Origin of the sequence: Gordonia sp. UCD-TK1, from assembly GCF_001691435.1 — a bacterium.
Taxonomy (GTDB): Bacteria; Actinomycetota; Actinomycetes; order Mycobacteriales; family Mycobacteriaceae; genus Gordonia; species Gordonia hongkongensis.
The window spans coordinates 19,930-34,850 of sequence record NZ_LZMP01000010.1; the positions used below are offsets into that span (position 1 = coordinate 19,930).

A 14,921-nucleotide genomic window follows, 5' to 3' on the forward strand; every position below is an offset into this window, starting at 1 on the left:
CTCGGCGAAGACACGAAAGCGCCCCACCGAATCTCGGTGGGGCGCTTTCGTGGTGCGTGACGCCTGGCGGCGTTCAGTGCCTGCGCTCAGTGCTTCTCGGGACCGACGTGGTACTCGAAGACCAGGCCCGCAGCGGTGCCCATGATGACCACGGCCGCGAAGATCGCCAGCCAGAAGTTACCGGTGGCGAAGCCGACCGCGAAGGTCGAGGCGCCGAGCGCGATCAGGATGGGCCACCAGGAGTGCGGGCTGAAGAAGCCCAGCTCGCCGGCGCCGTCCTCGACCTCGGCGTCTTCGTAGTCCTCGGGGCGGATCTCGACGCGTCGGGCGACGAACCGGAAGAACGTGCCCGCGATGAGCGTCAGGCCGGCCGCGAAGAACAGGCCGACGACGCCGACCCACTCGATGCCCTTGCTGGTGAACGCGGTGAAGAGGGTGTATGCGACGCCCGTCAGAAAGAAGAAGGCGGTCAGCATCTCGAAGAGGCGTGCCTCGATCTTCATCGTCAGCTCACTTCCTTGGTGCAGTTGGCGAGGGTCGGGTTGTCGGGATCACCGGTGGCACCGACGGAGCCGTCGGTCGCGCGGCGGGTGTCGAACGGCACCGTGGTCACCGCTTCGGGTGCCTGGCAGATCGACGCGAGCGCTTCCGCATTGGTGGCGCTGGGGTTCGCCTCGCGGAACCGGATGTAGCTGTCGAAGTCCTCCGGCGAGACGGCGCGGACCTCGAAGTTCATCATCGAGTGGTACGTACCGCACATCTCGGCACAGCGGCCGACGAAGGCGCCGGTCCGGTCGATCGACTTGATCTGGAAGATCGGGTCGGTCGCGTTCTGCTCGGGGAACGGGAAGACGTCGCGCTTGTAGAGGAATTCCGGCACCCAGAACGAGTGGATGACGTCGGCCGAGGCGATGTTGAACTCGATGCGCTTGCCGGTCGGCAGCACCAGGACCGGGATCTCCGACGACGAGCCGACCGTCTCGATGCGGTCGAACTTCAGGTAGTCGCGGACGTCGTCGTCACGGCCACCGGCCGGACCGGGGAGCTCACCGTGCTCGCCGCCCTCGTCGCTGCCGGCGTGCTCGGTCTCGGCGCCGCTACCGGTCTGCGCTTGGATCTCGAACGGGTTGCCGTTCTGCTCGAAGCCGTTGTAGGTGGTGCCGTCGGAGAACTCGACCTGGTTGTAGCCGAACTTCCAGTTCCACTGGAACGCGGTGACGTCGACGACGACCTTGGAGTCGTTGTTCTTGCCCTCGACGTTGTTCTGCACGATGACCGTGAAGTAGAAGAGCACGGCGATGATGACGAACGGGATCGCCGTGTAGGTGAGCTCCAGCGGCACGTTGTATGCCGTCTGGCGCGGGAACACGCCCTTCTTGGCGTCGTTCGCGCGGTGGAACGTGATCGTCCAGAAGATCAGCGCCCAGACCAGGACACCCATGACCAGCGCCGCGATGACCGACCAGGTCCACAGATCGACCATCTCTTTGCCGTCGGGCGTGACGCCCTCGGGCCAACCGAAACGCATCGCCTCACTGGCGCTGCAACCCGACATCAGCAGTGCGCCGAGGCCGAGAGCGGCGACGAATCCGAGTCGCTTCATCGTCCGCGACGCTGATGAGACACGCCTCGCTCGGGGCCGTCCACCGTGTGCCAATTTCACGCCTTCCTGCTCGCTCACCGGCGCCCTCGCGCCGAGGTGAGTGCATGCCACATGACCTGCACGGGGCAAGGTCTTGCCGTGGACACACAGCAATTCTTGCACCTAGTACTACGCAGCGTAGACCAACCCGCGGAAGCTGTCGGAATCGGGGCGCGATCGGCGTCGTGTCCCCCTCCCTCGGTCCCGCACCGGCGCCCACGGGTCGCGCGCGACAGTCGCGTTCGCTCGCACGGCCCACCGCGCCACATAGAAACTCCGCCCGCCGCTTCAGGCATACTCGGACGCGATCCGGCCCGGCGTCGGAATCGTGCGTGGACTGGCAACTGAACGGAGAGAACGAGACGTGTGTGGTCTGCTCGGCCTGCTGACATCCGACGGAACGGCCGCCGATGTCGTCGAACCGGTGGCGGTGGCCTCGCACTGCATGCGGCATCGCGGACCCGACGAGCCCGGTACATGGCACGACGACGACATCGTGTTCGGGTTCAATCGCCTCTCGATCATCGACATCGAGCATTCGCATCAGCCGCTGCGCTGGGGCCCGCCCGAGAATCCCGACCGTTACGCGCTGGTGTTCAACGGCGAGATCTACAACTACCTGGAGATCCGCGCCGAGCTGGCGAAGGACGAGGGGGTGCTGTTCCGGACCGAGGGTGACAGCGAGGCGATCGTCGCAGCGTTCCACCACTGGGGCCCCGACGCGGTCAAACGGCTTCGCGGCATGTTCGCCTTCGCGATCTGGGACACCGAGAACCGCTCGCTCTTCCTCGCCCGCGACCCGTTCGGCATCAAGCCGCTGTTCGTGGCGTCGGGCCCGGGCGGGCTGATCTTCGGCAGCGAGAAGAAGAGCCTGCTCGAGCTGATCGAACGCGTCGGGCTGTCGACCGAGCTCGATCCCCGCGCGATCGAGCACTACACCGTGCTGCAGTACGTCCCGGAGCCCGAGACGATCCACGCGTCGATCCGGCGGCTCGAGTCGGGCTGCCACGCGACCGCCACGCCGGGCAGTCCCCTGTCGATCCGGCGGTACTTCACCCCGCAGTTCGGGGTTCGCCCGGTCACCGAGGCCACCCGGCAGAAGCGGTACGACGAGATCGCCGACGTCCTCGCCGATTCGGTCGCCAAGCACATGCGCGCCGACGTCACGGTCGGGTCGTTCCTGTCCGGCGGCATCGATTCGACGGCCATCGCGGCGCTCGCGATCCGGCACAACCCTGACCTCATCACCTTCACCACCGGCTTCGAGCGCGAGGGCTACTCGGAGGTCGACGTCGCCGCCGAGTCCGCGGAGGCGATCGGCGCTCGGCATGTCGTGAAGGTCGTCGGGCCGTCGGAGTTCATCGAGTCGATCCCGTCGATCGTCTGGTACCTCGACGATCCGGTCGCCGACCCGGCACTCGTCCCGCTGTACTTCGTGGCCGCCGAGGCGCGCAAGCACGTCAAGGTGGTCCTGTCCGGCGAGGGCGCCGACGAGTTGTTCGGCGGCTACACGATCTACAAGGAACCGCTGTCCCTCGCCGCGTTCGACCGGCTGCCCCGTGCGCTGCGTCGTGCGGCGGGCAAGGTGTCCGAGCGGATTCCGGAGGGGACCCGCGGCAAGAGCCTGCTGCACCGCGGGTCGCTCACGCTCGAGGAGCGCTACTACGGCAACGCCCGCAGCTTCGACGACGCGCGGCTCCGCGCGGTGCTGCGCGACTACCGTCCCGAATGGACCCACACCGACGTCACCGCACCGATCTACGCGATGAGCCAGGGCTGGGACCCGGTGGCCCGGATGCAACATCTGGACCTCTTCACCTGGCTGCGCGGCGACATCCTGGTCAAGGCCGACAAGATCACCATGGCCAACTCCCTCGAGCTGCGGGTGCCGTTCCTCGACCCAGAGGTCTTCGCGATCGCCGAGGGTCTCCCCCATGACGAGAAGATCGCGCACGGCACAACGAAATACGCGTTGCGCAAGGCGCTGGAGCAGATCGTCCCGGCGCACGTCCTGCATCGCAAGAAGCTCGGCTTCCCGGTCCCCATCCGCCACTGGCTGGCCGGCACCGAGATGTTCGACTGGGCGCACGACACGATCATGCATTCGCAGACCGATCACATCTTCGCCAAAGACGCGGTTGTCGCGATGCTGAACGAGCACCGAGAAGGCGTGGTGGACAACAGCCGTCGTCTCTGGACGGTCCTGATGTTCATGGTCTGGCACGGCATCTTCGTCGAGGGCACGATCGTTCCGGAGATCATCGACCACACCTATCCCGTGCGGGTCTGATTCCCCGACAACCGAAGCCGCCCACGAATCCGGGGCGGCTTCGGTGGCGACGGCGTCAGTGCGCGAGCTTGAGACCGATGACCCCGCCGACGATCATCACCAGGAACAGCGTCTTGAGCAGCGAAACCGGTTCCTCGCCGGTGGCCATCGCATAGACGATGGTCAGCACCGCGCCGATACCGACCCATACCGCATAGGCGGTCCCGACCGGCAGATCGCGCATCGCATACGCCAGTCCGACCATGCTGGCGACCAGCGCGACCCCGAACACGGCCGTCGGACCCAGCTTGCTGAAACCCTCCGACTTGCCCAGCGCGGTTGCCCACACGGCTTCCAGGACACCGGACACGATCAGAACGATCCACGACATGACGCTCCCTCCGGGCCGTCTTGTCGCACACCGGGTACAGCACCCCTCGTCCGGGAGTCCTCGATCGGGACTCCGTTCCAACGTCTCACGCCGGGGCGGGGGTGGCAACGTCAGACGCGTCACCACCCCGGGGAACCGGACTCAGCCGGCGAACGCCGCCTTGATCTCCGCGGCGGCCTCGGCGCCGTAGGCGCCTTCGATCCGAGCCAGGGCCGAGTCCGGGTCCCAGGCCCAGTCCTGTGTCGAGACGGTCTCCAGCACGAGCACCGCGACCATCGAGCCGACCTGTGCGGCCCGCTCGAAGTCGAGTCCGCGCGCCAGCGCGGACAGGAACCCGGCGCGGAACCCGTCGCCGACACCGGTGGGGTCGACCTTCTCCGTCTCCGGAACGACGGGGACGTGGATGCGCGTGCCGTCGCGGTCGACGATCTCGACGCCGTCCTTGCCGAGCGTGGTGACGCGCACGCCGACCATCTCCGCGACCTGCGCCTCGGACAATCCGGCCTTCTGACGCAGGAGTCCCCACTCGTACTCGTTGGTGAACAGGTAGGCGGCGCCGTCGATGAGCGTGCGGGTCTGCTCCCCGTCGAGGCGGGCCAGCTGCTGCGACGGGTCCGCCGCGAACGGGATACCGGCGGCCCGGCACTCTTCGGTGTGGCGGATCATCCCGGCCGGATCGTCGGCCCCGATGAGGACGAGGTCGGGCGTCCCGACCTCGGCGATGACCTCGGACAGCACGATCTCGCGGCTCTCGCTCATCGCGCCGGCGTAGAACGTGGCGAGCTGGGCCATCGTCTCGTCGGTGGTGCACATGAACCGGGCGGTGTGGTGGGTCTCCGAGACCCGCACGCCGCGGCAGTCGACCCCGTTGGCTTCGAGCCACTGGCGGTAGTCGTGGAAGTCGGACCCGACCGCGCCGACCAGAACGGGCGCACCGCCGAGCTGACCCATCGCGTAGCAGATGTTGCCGCCGACACCGCCGCGCCGCACGACGAGATCCTCCACGAGGAAGCTGAGGGAGATGTGTTCGAGGTGGTCTCCGAGCAGCTGCTCGGAGAACTTGCCCGGGAACTTCATCAGATGGTCGGTTGCGATGGACCCACACACAACGATTGCCACTGGAGATCTCGACCCTTCGATTGGTTGCCCGACGGATGTACCCAGCAGGTGGTCACCTCACCCGGACAGGTGATGACGCAGACAGGTGTCCACGCTACTCACTCATCGGCAAACGACACCGGCCGCACCCCAAGTGGGATGCGGCCGGTACCGGAAAATTGCTGACGTGTACGGCGTCAGTTGAACGAATCGCCGCAGGCGCAACTGCCGGTGGCGTTCGGGTTGTCGATGGTGAAGCCCTGCTTCTCGATGGTGTCGACGAAGTCGATGGTGGCACCCTGCACGTAGGGGGCGCTCATGCGGTCGACGGCGAGGGTGACGCCACCGAAATCGGTGGTGATGTCGCCGTCGAGAGTGCGGTCGTCGAAGAAGAGCTGGTATCGCAGGCCCGCGCAACCACCCGGCTGTACGGCGATACGCAGCGCGAGGTCGTCGCGGCCCTCCTGGTCGAGCAGCGCTTTGGCCTTCGACGCGGCTGCGTCGCTGAGGATGACGCCGGTGCTCGTGGCTGTGCCCGTTTCGTTCTGCACGGTCATGGATGCTCCTGTAAGTGGTGTGGTCCCGGTGCATCGTGGCCCGATGCCGTGGTTGGGGTGTGCCCTCACGGTCGTTCGGGATTCACCCGCTTGCCGGGAGGTCGACCGGTGTGCCCGTGCGTACAACCGTACTCCTCCCCGTGGTATTCCCGTCCAGTCGGACGGGCGTTTCCGGGAGGTCGGCACCCGATTCGGCGGCACGGCGCGACGCCGAGGTCAGCCCGGACCGTCCGCCGCCCGGAAGTCGGATGCGACCGACGTCGCGAGCGCGACGAGCTGGTTCTCCGCATCGTTCATCGCGACCTCGACCGATCCGGCGATGTCGACGATCGCGTACGCGGCCGCGACACCGGCCGCTCGGATCTCGTCGGGGCCCAGTGCGACCTGCCCCGCGAGGACGATCGTCGGCGCACCCGCGCCCCGGGCGCCGATCGTCGAGGCAGCCTCGTGAAGTGCGGCGACCACCTTGCCCCGGAGCGTCTGGGCGTCGAACTTCCCCTCTCCGGTGACCACGAGATCGGCCGCGGCCACCTCGGCCGCCAGCCCGGTCGCCTCCGCGACGACGGTGGCACCGGACACCCGGGTACCGCCGAGTGCGAGTAGCGCCGCACCCAGCCCGCCCGCGGCGCCGGCGCCGGGCTCATCGGCGACATCCCGGTCGGCGAGCGCACTCAACACCTGTGCCCAGTGGGCGAGGCGCGTCTCGAGCAGTTCGACCGTCTCCGGATCGGCGCCCTTCTGCGGACCGAAGACGGCGGCGGCTCCCGACGGCCCGAGCAGCGGGTTCTCCACATCGGACGCCACCACCAGATCCACACCCCGGAGTCGCTCCCGGGCGCGGTCGCCGCCGCCGAGGGCTTCCACGAGGCCGGCGCCGCCATCGGTGGTCGCACTGCCGCCGAGCCCGACCACGATCCGCTCGGCCCCGCGCGCCAGCGCCGCCGCGACGAGCTCGCCGACTCCGCGGGTATCGGCTGCCGTCGCCGTCCGCGGCGTCGGCGTCCCGCCCAGCTGGTGCAGACCGCACGCCTGGGCGCACTCGATGTATGCGGTCGACGCGTCGTCGAGAAGCCATCGCGCGATGACCCCCGCCCCGAGCGGACCGGACACCGGTTCGGCGATCACGGTCCCGAACCGCGAGGCGAGCACGTCGACGAAGCCGGGTCCGCCATCCGACTGCGGAGCCACGACGAGCTCGTCCCCATCCCGTGCCGCACGCCACCCCCGGGCGATCGCCCGCGCGGCGACCACTGCGGACATGGTGTCACCGAACGAATCCGGCGCGATCAGGATCCGCACCGGGATCCCGCCGTCGGCCCCGTAGGTGCTCCACCGCGCTTCGCGCCGTTCCCGGTCATGAGCACGGAGTGTAAGTGGCCGAACCCGACCCGGCAGCGCGACATCGACGCAGGGCGGATCGGCGAGCCAGCGCGCGACGCCGCGGATGCCGAGTACGCCGGGTGACCACCCGAAAGCGACGACCACGCGTTTGTCTCGCAACATCGATCACCTAGGCTCTACAGCGTGAAGCTGCCATGGAAGAAGGACGACACCCAGGCGGATTCCGGCGACAGCTCGGTCTCCACCTACACCGCCGACGACGAGTCCGGCACCGACGTCGCGCCCTCCACCAAGGGCAGCAAGTTCACCCCGGGCAAGGGTCGTCCGACGCCGTCTCGCCGACAGGCCGAGAACAAGCGACGCGGTCCCGTCGCACCGCCCCCGACGAACCGCGCCGAGGCGCGCGCCCGCAAGAAGGAACTGAAGTCCACGCTCTCCAAAGAGGAGAAGCGCGCACTCTCCGCCGAACGCCGCGAGAAGCGGCTCCAGCAGCGCGAACGGATGATGGCCGGCGACGAGGCCTACCTGATGCCGCGCGACAAGGGCGCCTCGCGGCGCTACACCCGCGACATCGTCGACGCCCGACGCAACTTCGCCGGGCTGTTCATGCCGTTCGCGATCCTGCTGATCGTGTTGATGTTCCTGGTCCCGCAGGCAGCGGCGCTGACCAACCTGATCCTGGTCGCCTTCGTCGTGCTGATGGCGGCCGACGGTGTGATCCTGGGCCGCATGGTCAACCGGCGGGTCGCCGAACGTTTCCCCGAGTCCAGCGACGGCGGTTTCAAGCTGGGCTGGTACGCGTTCACGCGCGCGATGCAGCTGCGCAAGATGCGCGCCCCCAAGCCGATGGTCTCGCCGGGCGACGAAGTCTGATCGATGACCGATCGCGCAGTGCGCACCCTCGTCCTCGGCGGCGTGCGCTCGGGTAAGTCCGCGCACGGAGAGTCGTTGCTCGACGGCCACCGTCAGATCCGCTACCTGGCCACGGGCCCGCTGACGTCCTCCGACGGGGAGTGGATGGATCGTGTCCGGCTCCATCGCGAACGCCGCGACGACCGGTACACGACGATCGAGACGACCGATCTCGGCCAGGCCCTGCGCGCCGCGCCCGACATCCCGGCCCTCGTCGACGACCTGGGCAACTGGCTCACCGCGCAGATCGACGCCGTCCACGGATGGACCTCGGGTTCGGAGATCGACCTGGACGGCCGGATCGACGACCTCTGCGATGCCCTGCGCGCGATGTCGGCCGACGTGGTGATCATCAGCCCGGAAGCCGGCCTCTCGCTCGTACCGCCCACCCCCGCCGGCCGGGTGTTCCAGGACTTGCTCGGGACTCTCAACGTCCGGGTCGCCGAGGTGTGCGAGCGTGTCGATCTCGTCGTCGCCGGCCGGGTCCTGCACCTCCCCGCCGGAGCACCCGCCGACGAGTCCGGAATCCCGCATTCAACAGCCGGCGCGGACCCGGCGTCGGACGCCCCGGTTTCGGCCACCCCGGCATCGGACACCCCGGCATCGGACACCCCGACGACGACTCCGCCCGCCTCCGACGACGCGCCCATGGCGCCGCCGAGCACGGCGGCCGCTGTGGCAACCACTTTCGGCTCAGCACCCGAACCTGTTGCGGGCGTGGGTGTCTCGGAACGGCCCCGGCCCGACCCCACGGATGCCGAGGTGTTCGCACCGATCGCGCCGCCGGACGAGGCGGTCGCGCAGGACGCGCGGAAACGGCAGGCGGTACTCACCAAGCCGCCGGGGTCGCTGGGCCGCGTCGAGGAGATCGGCGTCTGGATCGCCGCATGCCAGGGGCAGTGTCCGCCCGCGCCACTCATCTCCCCCACCGTCGTCGTCTTCGCCGGCGATCACGGAGTCGCACGCGGCGGGGTGTCGGCGTTCCCGCCCGAGGTGACCGCGCAGATGGTCGCCAACATCGCCGCGGGCGGTGCCGCGGTGAACGTGATGGCGGGCCGTGTCGGCGCCGCGGTGAAGGTCGTCGACATGTCCGTCGACGCCGACACCCCGCCGGAACTGTCGCGGTACAAGGTCCGTCGCAGCAGCGAAGACCTCCGCACCACCGACACCATCAGCCTCGCCGAGGCACGCGAGGCGCTGGCCGCCGGCCGCGCCATCGCCGACGACCTCGTCGACTCGGGCACCGACCTGCTCATCGCCGGCGAGATGGGCATCGGCAACACCACCCCGGCGACCGTCCTCATTGGCGCGCTGACCCGGCGCGAGCCGGTCGAGATCGTCGGCCGCGGCACCGGCGTCGACGACGCCGGATGGATGCGGAAGACGGCCGCGATCCGAGACGGAATGCGTCGCGCGCGCAAGGTCATCCACGACCCCCTCGCGCTGCTCGCCGCCGTCGGCGGCGCCGATCTCGCCGCCACCGTCGGCTTCCTCGCCCAAGCGGCACTGCGTCGGACGCCGGTCATTCTCGACGGCGTGGTGATCACCGCCGCGGCGATGGTCGCCAACGAACTCGCACCGGGCGCGATGCGCTGGTGGATCGCCGGACACCGATCGGTCGAACCCGCCCATCAGATCGCGCTCGACCACCTCGATCTCGTTCCGGTGCTGGACCTCTCGATGCGCCTGGGCGAAGGCAGCGGTGCCGTCCTGGCACTGCCGATCGTGCAATCCGCCGCCGACCTGCTCGGCTCGATGGCCACCTTCGACGAGGCGGGGGTGTCCGACCGGGAGGCCGAGCACGCCACCGTCGAGACGACCTGACGCCGAACCGATCCGAGATGATCTCGCCGATCCGGGCGCTGCGAACCGCGTTCAGCTGGCTCACGGTGGTACCCGTCGGTGGTCACGCAGGCGCTTCCGCACCCGACCGGGAGCTGGGAGCGGCGGTCATGGCGTCGGTCCCGGCGATCGGCGCCGCCCTGGGCGCGGCGTCGGCGGGACTGGCTTTCGGCCTCGCGCAGACCGATCTCCCGGCGGTCACGGCGGGCGTGCTGATCGTTGTGCTGCTCGGCGTCGCCACCCGGGGCATGCACCTCGACGGGCTCGCCGACACCGCGGACGGACTCGGGTGCTACGGGCCGCCCGATCGTGTCACCGAGGTCATGCGCAGCGGCACCGTCGGACCGTTCGGCGTCGCGACGCTTGTCCTCACGCTGGCCGTGCAGTCGACCGGGTTCGCCGCGCTCGCGAACGGGTCTCGTTGGTACGACCTCGCTTTCGCGATCGCCCTCGGGCGGTTCGGCGCAGTCGTCGGCACCCGGCGGTCCCTGGAACCGGCCCACCACAACGGTTTCGGCGCCCTGGTCGCGGGGACCCAGCGCACCTCGGTCGCCGCGTGGTTCGTGGTGGCCCTGCTCGCAACCGTGCCGCTCGGACTGTCCGCCAACGGATTCGACGGCGGCCACGTCGAGGTGGCCGCCGTCGTCCAGGGGTGTGCGATCGTGCTGGCCGTGACCGCCTTCGCGTGGTGGTTCACGAGGCACTGCGCTCGCCGGATGGGTGGGATGACCGGCGACGTGCTGGGCGCGACCATCGAACTCGGGGTCGCGATCGGTGTCGTCGGCCTCCTGCTCTGAGGCGTCGTGGCGCCGCTCAGCGGCGGTAGAGCTCCGTCATCCACCCGTGGGTGTCGGCGAAGGTGCCGCGCTGGATGCCGGTCAGGGTGTCACGCAACGCCTGCGTCACCTCACCGGTCTCACCGTTGTTGATGGTGTAGTCCTCGCCCTCACCCTTGACCCGACCGACCGGGGTGATGACCGCGGCGGTGCCACAGGCGAACACCTCGGTGATGTCGCCCGACGCCACGCCCTTGCGCAGCTCCTCGGTGGTGATCTTGCGTTCCTCGACCTCGAAGCCGGCATCGGTGGCCAGCGTCAGCAGCGACGAACGGGTGATGCCGGGCAGCAGTGAGCCCGACAACTCGGGGGTCACCAGCCGGGCGTCGGCGCCCGAGCCGAACACGAAGAACAGATTCATGCCGCCCATCTCCTCGATGAAGCGGCGTTCGATCGCGTCGAGCCACACGACCTGGTCGCACCCCTGCTCGGTGGCCTGCCGCTGGGCGAGGAACGCGGCGGCATAGTTGCCACCGCACTTGGCGAATCCGGTGCCGCCCGGTGCCGCGCGGACATACTCGGTGGACAGCCWGACACTCACCGGCTTGATCCCACCGGCGAAGTAGGCGCCCGCCGGCGAGGCGATGACCGAGTAGATGTAGCTGGAGGACGGGGCGTTGACGCCGAGGCTGGCCTGCGACGCGAACATGAACGGCCGGAGGTAGAGCGCCTCTTCGCCACCAGCGGCGGGCACCCACTCGTTGTCGGCCTCGAGCAGGGCCTTGAGCGAGGCGATGAAATCCTCGACCGGCAGCGCGGGCATCGCGAGCCGCTCCGCGCTGCGCTGGAGACGCGCGGCGTTCGCCTCGGGGCGGAACGCGGCGATCGAACCGTCCGGCTGCCGATAGGCCTTGAGCCCCTCGAACACCTCTTGGCCGTAGTGCAGAACCGTGGCCGCGGGGTCGAGGGCGATCGGACCGTACGGCTTCACCGTGGCGTTGTGCCAACCCACCCCTGCGTCGTAATCGATCATCACCATGTTGTCGGTGAAGTGGCGCCCGAATCCGGGGGCGGACAGGATCTCCGCGCGCCGGCCCTCAGACACCGGGTGCGGATGCTCGGTACGGTTGAACTCCAAGGTCATCACGCCATCGTACCGCCGGGCACAAAAGCATTTCCCGGCCCGGTCGGCTGACCCCCGGGGCTGCGTGGGACGTCGCGCGAGGGCCCGCAGGTCACACGTGCGACGGCACGAACGGCGGGATCACGACCTCGCACGCCAGGTCCCGCCCGCGGACGTCGACGACGACCTCGTCGCCTTTTCGCACCCCGGACGCCGTATCGAGCAGCGCCAGTGCGATGCCCTGTTTGAGGGTGGGCGAGAACGTCCCCGACGTACAGGTGCCGATCTGCTGGTCCTTCCCCGCCAGGCGGACCACGCACCCCGCACGCGGCACCCCGCGGCCGGTCGCCCGCAACCCGTACAGACGACGCGTCGGTCCGGCCTCCTTCTCGGCGAGTAGGGCGTCGCGTCCGAAGAACGACGGCTTGTCCCAGCCGACCGCCCAACTCGACCGCGCCTGCACCGGCGAGATGTCGGGCCCCAGCTCGTGGCCGTGCAGCGCATATCCCATCTCGGTGCGCAGGGTGTCCCGCGCGCCCAGGCCCGCAGGCAACCCGCCGGCCGCCGCGATCGCCTCCAGCAGGACGTCGAACACCGCACCCGCATCGTCCCACCGCGGCACGATCTCGTACCCGCGTTCACCGGTGTATCCGGTGCGGCACACGCGGACCGGTGCCACGCCGTCGGCGGTCGTCAGGTCGGCGTCGGCGAACGCCATGTACTCCATGTCGGCGGGCAGTCCCAACCCGGCAAGGATCTCGGGCGACTTCGGCCCCTGCACCGCGAGGACGGCGAGGTCGCGGTGCTGGTCGGTGATCGAGATCCCTTCCGGCGCAACCGCTTGCAGCTGGTCGACCACGGACGCGGTGTTCGCCGCATTGGGCACCAGGAAGACCTCGTCCTCGCCGACGAGGTAGGCGATCAGGTCGTCGACGACACCACCGGAGTCGTTGCAGCACAACGTGTATTGCGCCTTGCCCGGCACGATCTTGCCGAGGTCGTTGGTGAGCGTCGAGTTGACGAAGGCGGCCCCACCTTCGCCGGACACCAGTGCCTTGCCGAGGTGGCTGACGTCGAAGATGCCCACGCTCTCCCGCACCGCGGCGTGCTCGGCGACCGTGCCGGAGTACGACACCGGCATGTTCCAGCCGCCGAACTCGGCGAAGGTGGCCCCCAGTGCGGCATGACGGTCGGCGATCGGCCCGGCGAGGAGTTCACTCATGCCGTCCACGCTATCGGGCGACCCCGCCGGCCGGGCACGGACGCGGCGTTCGTCTGCACGTCTTCCCGCTGGGACTCGGCGCCGCCGGAGCTGTGGCAGAGTTGACCAGGTGAGCAAGAACGACACCGTCGACCGCACGCGCGGCCCCGAACTCGAACTGTCCACCTCGATCGGCAAGGACGACTCCGCCCTGGTCATCGGCCTGATCAGCGCCTCGTCCCCCGACGACGCCGAGAATGCCGACCCCACAGCCGAACCGACCCTCGCCATCGGCGACGGCATCCTCGACGACGCCCAGGCCGCCGCCATCACCGCCGCTCTCACCCCCCTCGGCGCGACCGGGTCCCACGGCGAGGTCACCCGGACCGCGGCCCCGGAGTCGCTGCCCGTCGACATCGTCGTCGCCGTCGGCCTGGGCGATGCCGACAACCTCGACGACGCCGACCAGGTCCGGCAGGCCGCCGGCGTCGTCGCCCGTGAACTCGACGGTCACGAGTCGGTCGCCACCACGCTCTCGGCCGTCGACCTGGCTGCCGCCGCCGAGGGACTGTTCCTCGGCGCCTACCGGTTCGACGAGTTCCGTTCGGACAAGTCGAAGCCCAAGAAGACTCCGCCGCAACGCATCACGCTGCTGGTCGAATCGAAGTCCAAGGAGGCCAAGGCCGCTGTGGAGCGCGCGGTCGCGGTGGCCGACTCGGTGGCGATCGCCCGCGACTTCGTCAACACCCCGCCGAGCCACCTGTATCCCGAGGAGTTCGCCGCCCGCGCCCGCACCCTCGGCAGCAAGGCCGGGCTCAAGGTCGAGATCCTCGACGACAAGCAGCTGGAGGCGCAGGGTTACGGCGGGATCATCGGCGTCGGCAAGGGTTCGTCCCGGCTGCCGCGCCTCGTCCGGCTGACCCACACCGCGAAGAAGTCGCCGAAGAAGGTCGCGCTCGTCGGCAAGGGCATCACCTTCGACACCGGCGGTATCTCGATCAAACCCGCCGCCAACATGGACGCGATGACCTCGGACATGGGCGGCGCGGCCGCGGTCATCGCGGCGACGATCCTGGCCGCCCGACTCGATGTCGACGTGACGGTGATCGCCACCGTCCCCATGGCCGAGAACATGCCGTCGTCGACTGCGCAGCGCCCGGGCGACGTACTCACCCAGTACGGCGGCCGCACGGTCGAGGTCCTCAACACCGACGCCGAGGGACGGCTGATCCTCGCCGATGCCATCGTGCGGGCCTGCGAGGACGATCCCGACTATCTCATCGACACCGCGACCCTGACCGGCGCCCAGATGGTGGCACTCGGCACCCGGACACCGGGCGTCATGGGCACCGACGGGTTCCGCGACCGGGTCGCGGCCCGGTCGGCCGATGTAGGTGAGAACGCCTGGGCGATGCCGCTCCCGGCCGAGCTGCGCGCAGACCTGAAGTCCCGCGTCGCGGACCTGGCGAACGTGACCCCCCACCGCTGGGGCGGGATGCTCGCCGCGGGCATCTTCCTGAAGGAGTTCGTGCCCGAGGACGTGCAGTGGGCCCACATCGACATCGCCGGGCCCGCCTTCAACACCGGCGGCCCCTGGGGTTACACGACGAAGGGCGGTACGGGCGTCCCCGTCCGGACCATCGCGGCCGTGCTCGAGGACATCGCCGCGAACGGCTGAGAACACCTCCGGCGAGCCGCGGCCGAGACCGGTGCCGCGGCCGCCGGAGAATCGTTACCGACGAGTACGAGCCGAACCGAGTCGGCGGCTC

Annotated in this window: 13 protein-coding genes and 1 riboswitch; of the genes, 5 read left to right on the forward strand and 8 right to left on the reverse strand. The window is 69.4% G+C overall.

Annotated features, from left to right (window positions below; genetic code table 11):
• Positions 1 to 86: 86 nt before the first annotated feature.
• Positions 87 to 503, reverse strand: coding sequence for a cytochrome c oxidase subunit 4 (locus tag A9310_RS07490; protein ID WP_058253080.1), 417 nt, complete (start codon positions 501 to 503; stop codon positions 87 to 89).
• 2 nt (positions 504 to 505) lie between these two features.
• On the reverse strand, positions 506 to 1,603 hold the full coding sequence (locus tag A9310_RS07495; protein WP_058253081.1) for a cytochrome c oxidase subunit II: 1,098 nt from the start codon (positions 1,601 to 1,603) through the stop codon (positions 506 to 508).
• A gap of 403 nt (positions 1,604 to 2,006) precedes the next feature.
• Between A9310_RS07495 and asnB the strand changes: the two genes are divergently transcribed.
• Positions 2,007 to 3,932, forward strand: coding sequence for an asparagine synthase (glutamine-hydrolyzing) (gene asnB / locus A9310_RS07500; protein WP_065630051.1), 1,926 nt, complete (start codon positions 2,007 to 2,009; stop codon positions 3,930 to 3,932).
• A gap of 55 nt (positions 3,933 to 3,987) precedes the next feature.
• On the opposite strand, the gene A9310_RS07505 is transcribed toward asnB, so the two are convergent.
• From A9310_RS07505 to A9310_RS07520, 4 genes are all read right to left on the reverse strand, one after another.
• The gene (locus A9310_RS07505; RefSeq protein ID WP_065630052.1) at positions 3,988 to 4,302 is read right to left on the reverse strand and encodes a multidrug efflux SMR transporter; all 315 of its coding nucleotides are present in this window, start codon (positions 4,300 to 4,302) and stop codon (positions 3,988 to 3,990) included.
• 9 nt (positions 4,303 to 4,311) lie between these two features.
• Positions 4,312 to 4,378, reverse strand: a riboswitch (guanidine-III (ykkC-III) riboswitch).
• A gap of 65 nt (positions 4,379 to 4,443) precedes the next feature.
• A complete protein-coding gene (locus A9310_RS07510; protein WP_189340143.1) occupies positions 4,444 to 5,421 on the reverse strand; it encodes a carbohydrate kinase family protein in 978 nt (325 codons plus the stop codon).
• A 176-nt stretch (positions 5,422 to 5,597) separates the two neighbouring features.
• Positions 5,598 to 5,957, reverse strand: coding sequence for an iron-sulfur cluster assembly accessory protein (locus A9310_RS07515; protein ID WP_058253100.1), 360 nt, complete (start codon positions 5,955 to 5,957; stop codon positions 5,598 to 5,600).
• Between the two features lie 216 nt (positions 5,958 to 6,173).
• Complete coding sequence (locus A9310_RS07520; protein ID WP_065630097.1) at positions 6,174 to 7,256, reverse strand: glycerate kinase; 1,083 nt, start codon at positions 7,254 to 7,256, stop codon at positions 6,174 to 6,176.
• A 225-nt stretch (positions 7,257 to 7,481) separates the two neighbouring features.
• Between A9310_RS07520 and A9310_RS07525 the strand changes: the two genes are divergently transcribed.
• Genes A9310_RS07525 through A9310_RS07535 form a run of 3 tightly spaced genes read left to right on the forward strand, consistent with a single transcriptional unit; the run spans position 7,482 to position 10,849 of the window.
• Positions 7,482 to 8,171, forward strand: a complete 690-nt coding sequence (locus A9310_RS07525) for a DUF3043 domain-containing protein (RefSeq protein ID WP_065630053.1) — start codon at positions 7,482 to 7,484, stop codon at positions 8,169 to 8,171.
• Between the two features lie 3 nt (positions 8,172 to 8,174).
• Positions 8,175 to 10,034 carry a nicotinate-nucleotide--dimethylbenzimidazole phosphoribosyltransferase gene (gene cobT / locus A9310_RS07530; protein ID WP_065630054.1) on the forward strand — a complete coding sequence of 620 codons (1,860 nt, stop codon included), beginning with the start codon at positions 8,175 to 8,177 and terminating at the stop codon, positions 10,032 to 10,034.
• 17 nt (positions 10,035 to 10,051) lie between these two features.
• Positions 10,052 to 10,849, forward strand: coding sequence for an adenosylcobinamide-GDP ribazoletransferase (locus A9310_RS07535; protein WP_065630055.1), 798 nt, complete (start codon positions 10,052 to 10,054; stop codon positions 10,847 to 10,849).
• Between the two features lie 16 nt (positions 10,850 to 10,865).
• On the opposite strand, the gene A9310_RS07540 is transcribed toward A9310_RS07535, so the two are convergent.
• Together A9310_RS07540 and gcvT are read right to left on the reverse strand one after the other, a co-directional pair.
• Complete coding sequence (locus A9310_RS07540) at positions 10,866 to 11,972, reverse strand: branched-chain amino acid aminotransferase (RefSeq protein ID WP_065630098.1); 1,107 nt, start codon at positions 11,970 to 11,972, stop codon at positions 10,866 to 10,868.
• 91 nt (positions 11,973 to 12,063) lie between these two features.
• Positions 12,064 to 13,173, reverse strand: a complete 1,110-nt coding sequence (gcvT, locus tag A9310_RS07545; RefSeq protein WP_065630099.1) for a glycine cleavage system aminomethyltransferase GcvT — start codon at positions 13,171 to 13,173, stop codon at positions 12,064 to 12,066.
• A 109-nt stretch (positions 13,174 to 13,282) separates the two neighbouring features.
• Here gcvT and A9310_RS07550 point away from each other — a divergent pair, with 109 nt between their 5' ends.
• Complete coding sequence (locus A9310_RS07550) at positions 13,283 to 14,830, forward strand: leucyl aminopeptidase (RefSeq protein ID WP_065630056.1); 1,548 nt, start codon at positions 13,283 to 13,285, stop codon at positions 14,828 to 14,830.
• Positions 14,831 to 14,921: the final 91 nt, after the last annotated feature.

What these genes read in the sequence shown, in the direction of transcription:
- gcvT (WP_065630099.1), bottom strand. Translation starts at nt 13,173, where the DNA reads ATGAGTGAACTCCTCGCCGGGCCGATCGCCGACCGTCATGCCGCACTG.
- A9310_RS07535 (WP_065630055.1), top strand. Translation starts at nt 10,052, where the DNA reads ATGATCTCGCCGATCCGGGCGCTGCGAACCGCGTTCAGCTGGCTCACG.
- A9310_RS07505 (WP_065630052.1), bottom strand. Translation starts at nt 4,302, where the DNA reads ATGTCGTGGATCGTTCTGATCGTGTCCGGTGTCCTGGAAGCCGTGTGG.
- cobT (WP_065630054.1), top strand. Translation starts at nt 8,175, where the DNA reads ATGACCGATCGCGCAGTGCGCACCCTCGTCCTCGGCGGCGTGCGCTCG.
- A9310_RS07495 (WP_058253081.1), bottom strand. Translation starts at nt 1,603, where the DNA reads ATGAAGCGACTCGGATTCGTCGCCGCTCTCGGCCTCGGCGCACTGCTG.
- A9310_RS07490 (WP_058253080.1), bottom strand. Translation starts at nt 503, where the DNA reads ATGAAGATCGAGGCACGCCTCTTCGAGATGCTGACCGCCTTCTTCTTT.
- A9310_RS07515 (WP_058253100.1), bottom strand. Translation starts at nt 5,957, where the DNA reads ATGACCGTGCAGAACGAAACGGGCACAGCCACGAGCACCGGCGTCATC.